Raw genomic sequence first — 10,102 nt, 5'->3', positions numbered from 1 at the left:
CCTGTGTTGCTGCCCCCTCGCTGAACCCGTTAGGCCACACTCCCAGCGCCTTGCCTGAGGAACTTTTAGCCGATAACAGGCCTGTTTAATTAGTGTCAACAGGCCCTGGCTCACCAATGCGCATTAAGCGTGTAGCCGCTTTGCCGAAGGGGGCTGCAGAGGATTTATCGACAGATGAAAACGGCATAAAAAACCAGTTGAACTTAAAGTTAACTTTAAATTTAACATGGGCGCTGTTCAGTTATCACCAACCAATGATCGGGAGTTGTTATGAGCTCAGTTGTCTTTACGCCGTTGACCCTGCCTAACGGTCAGCAGCTTGCTAACCGCATCGCCAAAGCGGCGATGGAAGAAAATATGGGCGATGCGCGGTTACTGCCGGATGCGGCACTGACTCATCTCTACCGGCGCTGGGGGCAGGGCGGCAGCGGTCTGATCATTACCGGTAACGTTATGGTTGATCATCTGGCGATGACCGGCCCCGGTGGTCTGGCGCTGGAAGCGCAAACGCCATTGGCACCTTTTATTGCACTGGCACAGGCGGCGAAAGAGCAGGGTGCAAAAATCTGGATGCAGATTAATCACCCCGGCCGTCAGGTGTATGCCGCACTGGGCGGTAAAGCGTTGTCGGCATCTGCAGTGGCGGTGGATCTGGGTAAGCACTCGCATTTATTCGCCCGGCCACAGGCGATGACTGCAGCAGAGATTGAAGACGTTATCAGCCGTTTCGTAACCACCGCGCAGCGGGCTGAACAAGCCGGTTTCGATGGTGTGGAAATTCACGCGGCACACGGTTATTTACTCAGCCAGTTTTTATCACCGCTGACCAATCAGCGCACGGATGAATGGGGTGGCAGTCTGGAAAACCGTGCGCGCTTATTACTGGAAATTACCCGTCGTATCCGCGCTGTGGTTAAACCGGGGTTTGCTGTTGCGGTTAAATTAAATTCCGCCGATTTTCAGCGCGGCGGATTCGATATTGCTGATGCCAAAGCGGTGGTGGAATGGCTGAATCCGCTGGCGGTCGATGCCATTGAAATTTCCGGCGGCAGCTACGAAGCTCCGGCAATGCAGGGACGCACCGCCGATGGCCGCACTCTGGCACGCGAAGCGTATTTTCTTGAATTCGCCGCACAGATTGCGGCAGTCGCCAATATGCCGGTTATGAGTACCGGTGGTATTACCCGTCTGCAGACGGCGGAACAGGTTGTTAATGCCGGCGTGGCATTATTGGGGATGGCCAGTGCACTGGCGGTCTGCCCTGATCTGCCCAAACGCTGGCAACAGAATCCGGCGTTTGAGTTACCGCTGGCGCGTATCGAATGGAAAGATAAGGCCATCGCCAGCGTCGCTACCATGGCATTAATCAAACGCCATTTACGTCGCTGGGGGAGTGGGGCAAAAAAAGAAACGGTATTAAATCCGCTGTTAAGTTTGATACTCGACCGGGTGCGGCTGAAAAAACTGATTAAGCGTTATCGTAAGCTGATTGGTGTCTGATTACAGGAAAAACAGGCGTCCATTAACGGACACCTGTTTTTATAAGCTTCAGGCATGCTTCACATTCATGGTGATATCGGCGGTAAAGCACAGCGTGTTCTGGTCGTCGTAAGCGGCGACCGGAATATGCACTTCTCCGGGTTGGGAAAAATCCACCGCACTGCAATCGGCCTCAACCTTTAAATCGGTTTTGGCTTTAGCCACATATTTCACACTCATACCCGCCGGAATCCAGCGCGCGCCAGCCGGGATGCTGGAATCAGTCACAATGCCGGCCATTAATTCAGCCGCGTTGCACATGGCAATCGCATGAACAGTACCAATATGGTTATGCACTTTTTTCTGGTTACGCAGAATCATACTGGCGTAGCCCGGACGCAGTTCGGTGACTTCCGGATCAATGGTGGAAAAATACGGGGCGACCATGCCGATACCGGCCGAAAATTGCTGTGCACCGAGTTGTTCAAACATTTTTAAAAACTGGCTCATCGTTTTCTCTCTCTTATTTGGGTGAATTATGGTGGTGAGCTATTGTGATTAATTCGCGGTAAAACTTATTGCAGCAAGGGCAGCAGTTGCCCGGCCCAGACGGAATCGCGGTAGCGCTCGCGGAACCAGCCCAGATGGCCGATTTTCTTTTCACCGATATCCGCCGGTTTCAGGCGGATCATGGTGCGTGGTGAATTCTGATAAAAGCTGTGCAGCGATTCGACATTGCGCCGTGACATCATTTCATCGTCGCTGAAGGCAACTGAGGTGATCGGAACCGTGACACTGGCAAAGCGTGCGCGCATGGCTTCACCTTCGGCGCCCACGGCGTATTCGCGGTTCAGGCACCAGCGCCGCCACTGGCGCATCACATTGGCGGGCAGATCGCCGACCATGTTTAATCGGGCACCGGGAAAATAACCGGCCAGCGGTACGCTTAATGGTGCGATGAAATACCAAAGCAGCCAGGCCACGCGTTTGGTCGGCGGCGAATTTTCGCGCCAGTAACCGCTGCCTGAGGCCACGGTAATGGCCTGATCAATCTGATTAACGGCGGGAATCATACCCAGCAACTGGCCACCAACACTGTGGCCGATCCACTGTAATTTCAGTCCGGGAAAATAATCCCGGGCGAAGCGGATAATGGCGGTGCAGTCTTCTTCGCCCCAGTCGCTGATATTGGTCTGGCAATGGCGCAGAGGTGTCTGCAGTGATTCTCCGGTACCGAAGTAATCGAAGGTAATAACGTTGTGGCCCTGCTCGCAGAGAAAATGCGCAAACTTTTCATAGCAGCCCTGGGGCACACCCATCGCGCCGGCAACGACAACAACCGAGCGGGCTTCGCTGGCGTTGAATAAGCGTGCGCTGAGCAGTCGCCCGCCCTGAGTCATCACTTCAATTTTTTCCATGCTGTCCTCCGTATGTTCAGAATTCGCTCAGTAAGCGGTTTAAAAATCGCAGGATGACCAACACTTCCTGCTCGTTGAAACCTTCGGTCATGGCGGCATTCAGCTGGCTGATCAGCGGCCTGGCGCTGTCGATCTTGCTGCGTCCGAGCAGGGTCAGATAAAGACGCGAAGCGCGGCCATCCAGCTCACAGGCGCGGCGTTCTATCAGGCCGTTGTGTTCCATCCGTGCTGCCAGACCGGTCAGGGCCGAATTATTCAGATTCAGGCTCTGCGCCAGATCCTTCAGCAGACAACCTTCATTGGCGGCAATCAGCATCAGGGCTCCAAGCTGGGTTACGGAAATGCCCAGAGCTTCTTCGGCCTTCTGATCGGCGTGTTTGTATACCCGGTGGCGTGCGCTGTTGAGCAGGTAGAAGAGACGTTTATCCATAGTTAATAACCGCACGACAATTTAGTTCACATGTGAACTAAATATAGTTCACATGTGAAGTAAGTGGCAAGCAGGTTTTGCTTTGCCTGATTTCAGACAGGGGTTAAGCCCATCCTTAACCGCTTTTCCGAACCCTCTGTTTCAGCCATTAACTAAATAGGTATTCAATAACTGCTTGATAATGGTGTTTTTAATCGCTATTTTTGGCTCATATTGGTGTTTTAAATAAACAGGTGTTCTTTGTCTGAAGTTCAGGAAAGCAAACAGCCTTCGCCGCGAAAAACCCGTCTGAGTGCCGGTGACCGGCGCGAACAGCTGCTGGATGTACTGGTACAGGTGATCCGCAGTGAGGGCTATGAGCAGGTAACGATGGCGCGGCTGGCGCAGGCGGCGGGGGTGAATCCGTCGTTGCTGATGCATCATTTCGGCAGTAAAGAAAACCTGATGCTGACGCTGGTGAATGTCAGCCTGCAGCGTTATGGCCAGCTGTTCCGCGAATTACCGGGCAGCGGTGATGCCCGCCTGCGGCTGGTACAGATGCTGGCTGTTTATTTCGGTCTGCGCTGGATGAACACCCTCGCGGCACCGGAAGTCTTCGCCATTATGTCGCTGGCCCGTCGCCACGAAGAGGTACGGCAGGCGGTGGCCCGTATGTATCGCCGTTATCACCGCGTGCTGACCCAGGAATTGCGTTTCCAGCAGGAGCAGGGGTGTGTGCGTATTGCCGATGCAGCCGCCAGTGCTCAGGTGCTGATGGCTCTGACCGAAGGCGCGCATTATTTCTCCGACCAGCTGCAGCCACAGATCAGCGAAGCTCCCGGCGCTTATGGCCTGCGTATGGTGGAACATGCATTGTTGTTGCTCGGAGCCGGTCCGCTGACCCAGGCCGAGCGCGCCGGACTGAACGATTTTACTGTTACCGAGATGAATGGAGGTTCTTATGCAGCCGAATGAATGGCGACCGATGACCAATATTGCCCATGAGTGTTTTGGTTGTGGTCAGCACAATCATCAGGGGCTGAAAATGCGCTTCTTCACCAACGAGCAGCAGGTGCGTTCAGATCTGGTTATTCCCGGACATCTGCGCGGCTGGAGCAACCTGGCCCACGGCGGTGTTATTACCACGGTGCTGGATGAAGTGATGGGCTGGGCCGGCATGTATCTGCTCAATCAGTTTTTGCTGACCCGCGATATTAAAGTGCGTTTTAAATTACCGGTCCGTATCGGCGAGCCGGTCAGTGTTTATGGTTTTATTGCCGAACAGAAAAACGACCGTCAGGTTGTTCTGGCGGCTGAGCTGCGTAATGCCAAAGGTCAGGTGGCGGCCAAAGCAGAAGGGTATTTTGCGTTATTTTCTGCCGAAAAATTTGCCGCTATGAATATCATGCCGGCTGATGAGCTGGAACGTATGAAAGGAATGTTTTCATCGGTGCAGCGTGAGCAGATGGGTGTGATGCAAGCCGAGAGCGAAAACGCAGGAGCCTGATATGAGCGCCGATCATTCTGCCAGTGCTCTTATTGTTGAAGGCGGCGCTATGCGCGGTATTTACAGCGCCGGTATTCTCGATGCTTTTATCGCCGCCGATTATTATCCTTTCGACTGGTATCTGGGTGTATCGGCTGGCGCATCAAATGTGGCGGCGTATTTAGGTAAGCAATACGGCCGTAATTATAAGGTCTACACCGATTATTGCCGCCGGCCGCAATTTAAAAGCTGGCGGCGTTTTCTGCGCGGCGGGCATTTAATTGATATCGACTGGCTGTGGGATATTACCGAGCGCGAATTACCGATCGGGCTGGAGCATATCGAAGCGGTTAAACACCGCTTTCTGGTGGTGGCGACCTGTGCCCACAGCGGCGAAGCACATTATTTATCGCCGCAGGCCGACGAGGTTTTTCAGGCGTTAAAAGCCTCGGGCAATATGCCGCTGGCGTTTAAAGGGCAGGTACAGCTGCGTGATAACATCTGGTTCGATGGTGGTGTGGCCGACTCAATGCCGGTGGAAGAAGCCTGGCGCCGCGGTGCGCGTAATATTCTGGTGCTGCGCTCCAACCCGGCTTCGTACCGTAAAAAAGCCTATAAAATTGCACGCTTTTTTCCGCGCTTATTAAAAGACTATCCGCACATTGCGGCACGCCTACAGCAGCGTCATGACGACTATAACCGGGCGCTGGATTTTATCCGCCAGCCACCGGCCGGCTGCAACATCGTTGAAATCTGTCCGCCTGACGATTTTTCTGCCGGGCAGTTCACCACCGATATGAACATTCTGAATAAAGCCTATCAGGATGGCTTGCTGCAGGGTGAAGACCTGCTGCGGCAGAAGTTATTCTGAACGGCTGATTGCCGGCGCTTCCTGCCCCTGCTGGCGGAAGCGCAGCGGCGAAATCCCATCGTTACGTTTACGGAAGGCGCGGCCAAAATTAGCCGGGTCGTTATAGCCCAGCAAATAACTGATCTGCTGCACACTGAGATTGGTGGTGCGTAAATACTGGTGTGCCATTTCCTGACGCCAGATTTCCAGTAATTCCTGATAGCTGGTGCCTTCTTCTGCCAGTCGCCGGCGCAGGGTTCGTGGTGACAGCGACAGTTCGTCGGCTACCTGTTCAAAGCCCGGAAAGCGTCCTTTCGCCCGGCCCAGCATCATGCGGATCTGGCCCGATAATTTCTGCCTTTCCTGCCACTGTTTTAATTGCTGTTCACACTGTTGGGCGGCCTGACGCTGTACCTGAATATCGGCGAGACGTGAAGGGATATTCAGGTCGGCGGCGGGCAGAATGATCTGATTCTGTTCCTGATTAAAGCGCACCGGGCAGGGGAAAAAGGCTTCGTACAGTGAGCTGTATTCCGGCGTCTGGAAGGCAAAGTTTACCTGGCTGACACGGGCCTGGCCTCCGGCAACAAAATCAATCACCGCCAGCAGCGTTACGGTCAGGGTTTCCAGAAAGGTGGCGCGGATATCGCCCAGTGCATACAGCTCGTCGATGGTCAGCGATACCTGCATGCCTTTCTTTTCCAGCCGCAGAGAAACCAATGGTGTTCGTGTTGCCACGTACTGGCAGGCCAGCCGCGCAGCATCGCCCAGCGTTGGGCTGCTCATCGCCGCCAGTCCCAGCAGACCGTGGGTGGTGATGGTCAGCTGACTGCCTAAATAAAGACCCAGTCCGGGTTCGTTAATCTCGTTGCGGCTTTCGCGCAGCGCGCCACTGAACTGCTCCCAGCTGATCTGGCCGTCAATGGTATCGATCAGCTCAGGGCTCAGGCCGCTGCGCTGCATCATCTGCAGACCATCACCGCCACGCCCGGCCACCAGATCCAGCAGGTTGCGCAGGTAGTTGGTGGGCAGTTGTATCGAAGTCTCTGACTGTGCTGTTTTCATTCTTTTATCTTACCCCGCGATTTCTGACTGACCAGATTATTGGCCCCAGATGACCATTCTCTGTCTGGTGCTGCTGTAACCCGGAAAACCTGCCAGACATAGACTGGTCCCTGTCCACTGCATGTTCTGCGCAGCGTAACGTGCGGCTAATAAAACAATAAAGGTCATTTGCTCATGCTGTCATTGTTTAAGAAGAAAGCCCGACAAGTCACCCTTGCCAGTACCCACCAGAGCTTTACCGCCGCCCCGGGCGAAACCATTTTGCAGGCGGCTCTGCGTGAAGGTATCCGTTTTCCGCACAGCTGCCGCGTGGGTGGTTGTGCCGCCTGCAAATGCCAGCTGCAGCAGGGTAAGGTGAAAGAATTAACCGAAAGCGCTTATGTGTTAAGCGCTGAGGATCTCGATAATAACTACATTCTTGCCTGTCAGAGCGTGCCGAAAAGCGATCTGTTGCTGGATATTCCGCACTGGGATAACCGCAGTCCGGCTCATTCGCTGCAGACCGTATCCGGCGTGATTCAGATGATTCGCCCGCTGACCCACGATATCAGCGCGCTGACCATCACGCTGGACGAGCCGCTGACCTTTACCCCCGGCCAGTATGCGCAGTTAAGTCTGAGCGGAACGGCTGCGCCGGCGCGTTCGTATTCTTTTGCCGGAACCTGTGCCGCCGGTGGCAGTACCGGGCTGGAATTTTTTATCCGCCATATTCCCGGTGGCGCGTTATCTCCTTTATTGCAGGACAGTGCGCGTATCGGCAGCAGGGTGCAGGTAGAAGGGCCGCTCGGCGATTTCTGGCTGCGCCCGGATGACACGCCCATTTTTGCCATTGCCGGCGGCAGTGGCTTGGCCCCGTTGCTGAGTATTCTGCGTCAGGGCGTGGCCGAGCAGTCACGTCGTCCGGTGACGTTGTTATTTGGTGCGCGCACGCAAAACGATCTGTATTGCCTCGAAGAAATTCAGCAGCTGGCGGATCGCTGGGCCGGGCCGTTTGAATTTGTCCCTGTGCTGTCCGGCGAGCCTGATGATTCTGACTGGGACGGCCTGCGTGGCTGGGTAACCCAGGCGATCGAAGGGCGCATGGCTGCAGACAGCCAGGTTTATCTGTGTGGTCCGGCGCCGATGATTGATGCCGCCATAAGCGAATGCCAGAAATTCAGCGTGCGCCCGCATCAGATTTTCTTCGATAAATTTCTCGACAGCCGTGAGTTATCCGGTGCCGCTGCGGCACTGGCAGCCAACGCCTGACTTATTATAAAAAAAGGAAAATTCCTATGTTCAAATATGCGAAATATACGTTGTTTCATATGCTGACCATTCCCTTCGCCATCGGCCTGACACTGGGTGGCGACTGGATGTATTTGGGTCTGGCCGCCGCCGCAGGCTTTGTGATTCTGGGCGATCTGTTGTTTGGCGACGATACCGTAGAGCCGGTATACGGCCATGAGTGGATTCTGAATCTGCAGCTTTATTCATCGCTGGTGCTGATTTTTGCGATGAATTTTTTAATGGTGTGGACGGTCGCCGATTCCGATGTGCTGGGGTATGGCGCACTGGTGCAGCAACTGACCGGTTATGACGCCGCCGCTGCCCGTGCCGACAATACCCTGCTGCAATACGTGGTGGCGATTTTCAGCTGTGGGTTATTGTCATCGGTGGTCGGTACTATTGTTGGCCACGAATTAACGCACCGTACCTGGGACCCGGTGGCGATGTTTATTGGCCGCTGGTTGCTGGCTTTCAGCTGGGATACCGGCTTCTCAATTGAGCATGTTTACGGCCACCACATTTATGTCAGCACCGTTGGTGATCCGGCGACGGCCCCGCGTGGCCGCAATGTGTACTTCCATATTCTGGCTTCAACCTGGAAAGGAAATATCAGCGCCTGGAAACTGGAAAAGCAGCGCCTGCAGAAAAAACGCCTGCCGGTTTTCAGTCACCATAATCTGTATATCCGCGGTTTGCTGATGTCGTTGCTGCTGGAAATTGCCGCCTTTGCCATGGCCGGCTGGATCGGTGTGCTGGTTTTTACCGCCTCTGCACTGATCGCCAAAGCTTTTCTGGAAATTGTGAATTTTATGGAGCACTACGGCATGGTGCGTAACCCGAAAACGCCGGTACAGCCATATCACAGCTGGAATACCAATAAGCGCGTCAGCTCCTGGGCAACCTTTAACCTGACCCGCCATTCTCACCACCATGCCGAAGGCGATGTTCCTTTCCATAAACTGCGCTCGTATCAGGACGCACCGATGATGGTGAATGGTTATCTGACCACGATTTTTCTGACACTGATTCCACCGCTGTGGAACCGCATTATGGTTCCGAAGGTACTGGACTGGGATCGCCGTTATGCCAGCGCAGAAGAATTAGAGCTGGCGATGGAAGCGAATAAACGCAGTGGTATTAAAGAATTTATGCAACAGGATTACCGCGAACTGATCGCGGCCAAACAAGCCGCTATGAATAAGCCTGCACAAGCAGCCTGAGAACAACACGCCAGTGAGCTTTGCCGGAGTTCTGTGTACAGACTCCGGCTTTTTTATACCAGCAGCTGAATGATATGCACTTCGTCTTATGACTTGTTGCAGGTCAAGAAACAGCCATTCCGGCGCGACGGGCAGTCTGCTTCTACGATTCTTTACATGCAAAGCCCGGTAGCGGGGAGGATAATCTGCTGATAACTAATGTATCAGGAGATTTCCAATGGCGGCCCTTATTTCACGCAAAACGCTGGTGTCGGTGCATTTGTATCTGGCATCTTTTTTTGCTCCCATCATCATTATTATGGCGATTTCCGGTGGTCTGTATCTGTTTGGGGTAAAGGGCAACACCACCTATACCGACGTTGGTCAGGTTGCTGGTGTGACGCTGAGTGCAAAAAGCCCGACACTGACTGCTGATGTTCAGGCGGTATTAAAAAGTGCGGGTATCGATACCAGTTTCGAATACGTAAAAGATAAAGGCCGCAGTTTTTACACCCGTCCGACCAGCCGTGAGCATTACCTGCTGCAGCAGCAGGGCAACAATATTGTGATTCAGCGGGGCGAACCGGATCTGCAGGCCGGATTAATGGAACTGCACAAAGGTCATGGCCCTTCGCTGTTTAAATGGCTGGAAAAATTGTTCGCTATCGCTCTGGTGCTGATTATGGCGAGCGGCCTGTATCTCGGCCTGCAATCACCGATGCTGAAAAACAAAACGCTGGTATTAAGCGGTGCGGGTTTGGCGCTGTTTATTGTGCTTAGCTTGCTGTAAGACTTAACGCAGCGGCGTTAATTGGCAGAGCGGCAGGTCAGACTACCACGCAGAGCGTGGGAGCCAGATGATGGAATTTCTCCACACTGTGGGACTGAAGCAGCCAGATGCAGAAATAAAAAAGGGCCTCAATTGAG

At 53.9% G+C, this 10,102-nt stretch carries 11 protein-coding genes; 7 read left to right on the top strand and 4 right to left on the bottom strand.

Annotated elements, in window-relative coordinates; translation table 11 throughout:
• The first annotated feature begins 270 nt into the window (after positions 1–270).
• Positions 271–1,500, top strand: a complete 1,230-nt coding sequence (locus B3P58_RS12085; RefSeq protein WP_286717749.1) for an NADH:flavin oxidoreductase/NADH oxidase family protein — start codon at positions 271–273, stop codon at positions 1,498–1,500.
• A 48-nt stretch (positions 1,501–1,548) separates the two neighbouring features.
• On the opposite strand, the gene B3P58_RS12080 is transcribed toward B3P58_RS12085, so the two are convergent.
• The 3 genes from B3P58_RS12080 to B3P58_RS12070 all read right to left on the bottom strand — a co-directional run bounded on the left by B3P58_RS12080 (position 1,549) and on the right by B3P58_RS12070 (position 3,327).
• A complete protein-coding gene (locus B3P58_RS12080) occupies positions 1,549–1,989 on the bottom strand; it encodes a hotdog fold domain-containing protein (RefSeq protein ID WP_286717748.1) in 441 nt (146 codons plus the stop codon).
• Between the two features lie 65 nt (positions 1,990–2,054).
• Positions 2,055–2,897 carry an alpha/beta fold hydrolase gene (locus tag B3P58_RS12075; RefSeq protein ID WP_230331866.1) on the bottom strand — a complete coding sequence of 281 codons (843 nt, stop codon included), beginning with the start codon at positions 2,895–2,897 and terminating at the stop codon, positions 2,055–2,057.
• A 16-nt stretch (positions 2,898–2,913) separates the two neighbouring features.
• Positions 2,914–3,327, bottom strand: a complete 414-nt coding sequence (locus tag B3P58_RS12070; RefSeq protein ID WP_286717745.1) for a MarR family winged helix-turn-helix transcriptional regulator — start codon at positions 3,325–3,327, stop codon at positions 2,914–2,916.
• 240 nt (positions 3,328–3,567) lie between these two features.
• Here B3P58_RS12070 and B3P58_RS12065 point away from each other — a divergent pair, with 240 nt between their 5' ends.
• The 3 genes from B3P58_RS12065 to B3P58_RS12055 are packed head-to-tail and all read left to right on the top strand — an operon-like array spanning position 3,568 to position 5,663.
• A complete protein-coding gene (locus tag B3P58_RS12065; protein WP_286717744.1) occupies positions 3,568–4,281 on the top strand; it encodes a TetR/AcrR family transcriptional regulator in 714 nt (237 codons plus the stop codon).
• A complete protein-coding gene (locus B3P58_RS12060) occupies positions 4,268–4,813 on the top strand; it encodes a PaaI family thioesterase (protein ID WP_230331868.1) in 546 nt (181 codons plus the stop codon). The genes B3P58_RS12065 and B3P58_RS12060 overlap by 14 nt, the downstream gene beginning before the upstream one ends.
• A 1-nt stretch (position 4,814) precedes the next feature.
• Complete coding sequence (locus B3P58_RS12055) at positions 4,815–5,663, top strand: patatin-like phospholipase family protein (RefSeq protein WP_286717741.1); 849 nt, start codon at positions 4,815–4,817, stop codon at positions 5,661–5,663.
• On the opposite strand, the gene B3P58_RS12050 is transcribed toward B3P58_RS12055, so the two are convergent.
• On the bottom strand, positions 5,655–6,707 hold the full coding sequence (locus tag B3P58_RS12050; RefSeq protein WP_286717740.1) for an AraC family transcriptional regulator: 1,053 nt from the start codon (positions 6,705–6,707) through the stop codon (positions 5,655–5,657). The two genes, B3P58_RS12055 and B3P58_RS12050, sit on opposite strands and share 9 nt — an antisense overlap.
• A 174-nt stretch (positions 6,708–6,881) precedes the next feature.
• Here B3P58_RS12050 and B3P58_RS12045 point away from each other — a divergent pair, with 174 nt between their 5' ends.
• The 3 genes from B3P58_RS12045 (at position 6,882) to B3P58_RS12035 (ending at position 9,965) form a co-directional block, all read left to right on the top strand.
• Positions 6,882–7,955 carry a 2Fe-2S iron-sulfur cluster binding domain-containing protein gene (locus B3P58_RS12045; protein ID WP_286717739.1) on the top strand — a complete coding sequence of 358 codons (1,074 nt, stop codon included), beginning with the start codon at positions 6,882–6,884 and terminating at the stop codon, positions 7,953–7,955.
• A 26-nt stretch (positions 7,956–7,981) separates the two neighbouring features.
• On the top strand, positions 7,982–9,196 hold the full coding sequence (locus B3P58_RS12040; RefSeq protein ID WP_145471094.1) for an alkane 1-monooxygenase: 1,215 nt from the start codon (positions 7,982–7,984) through the stop codon (positions 9,194–9,196).
• A 217-nt stretch (positions 9,197–9,413) separates the two neighbouring features.
• Complete coding sequence (locus B3P58_RS12035; RefSeq protein WP_286717736.1) at positions 9,414–9,965, top strand: PepSY-associated TM helix domain-containing protein; 552 nt, start codon at positions 9,414–9,416, stop codon at positions 9,963–9,965.
• The last annotated feature ends 137 nt before the right edge of the window (positions 9,966–10,102 follow it).

The sequence above is a fragment of the Thalassolituus sp. UBA2009 genome (assembly GCF_002335285.1).
GTDB lineage: Bacteria > Pseudomonadota > Gammaproteobacteria > Pseudomonadales > Oceanobacteraceae > Venatoribacter > Venatoribacter alkanivorans.
Note: the sequence above shows the minus strand (reverse complement) of the source record. Positions and strands in the feature narration are given on the sequence as shown.

Bases quoted from the DNA above. Each gene is read 5' to 3' on its own strand.
- B3P58_RS12085 (WP_286717749.1), top strand. From the start codon at position 271: ATGAGCTCAGTTGTCTTTACGCCGTTGACCCTGCCTAACGGTCAGCAG.
- B3P58_RS12080 (WP_286717748.1), bottom strand. From the start codon at position 1,989: ATGAGCCAGTTTTTAAAAATGTTTGAACAACTCGGTGCACAGCAATTT.
- B3P58_RS12075 (WP_230331866.1), bottom strand. From the start codon at position 2,897: ATGGAAAAAATTGAAGTGATGACTCAGGGCGGGCGACTGCTCAGCGCA.
- B3P58_RS12070 (WP_286717745.1), bottom strand. From the start codon at position 3,327: ATGGATAAACGTCTCTTCTACCTGCTCAACAGCGCACGCCACCGGGTA.
- B3P58_RS12060 (WP_230331868.1), top strand. From the start codon at position 4,268: ATGCAGCCGAATGAATGGCGACCGATGACCAATATTGCCCATGAGTGT.
- B3P58_RS12055 (WP_286717741.1), top strand. From the start codon at position 4,815: ATGAGCGCCGATCATTCTGCCAGTGCTCTTATTGTTGAAGGCGGCGCT.
- B3P58_RS12050 (WP_286717740.1), bottom strand. From the start codon at position 6,707: ATGAAAACAGCACAGTCAGAGACTTCGATACAACTGCCCACCAACTAC.
- B3P58_RS12045 (WP_286717739.1), top strand. From the start codon at position 6,882: ATGCTGTCATTGTTTAAGAAGAAAGCCCGACAAGTCACCCTTGCCAGT.
- B3P58_RS12040 (WP_145471094.1), top strand. From the start codon at position 7,982: ATGTTCAAATATGCGAAATATACGTTGTTTCATATGCTGACCATTCCC.
- B3P58_RS12035 (WP_286717736.1), top strand. From the start codon at position 9,414: ATGGCGGCCCTTATTTCACGCAAAACGCTGGTGTCGGTGCATTTGTAT.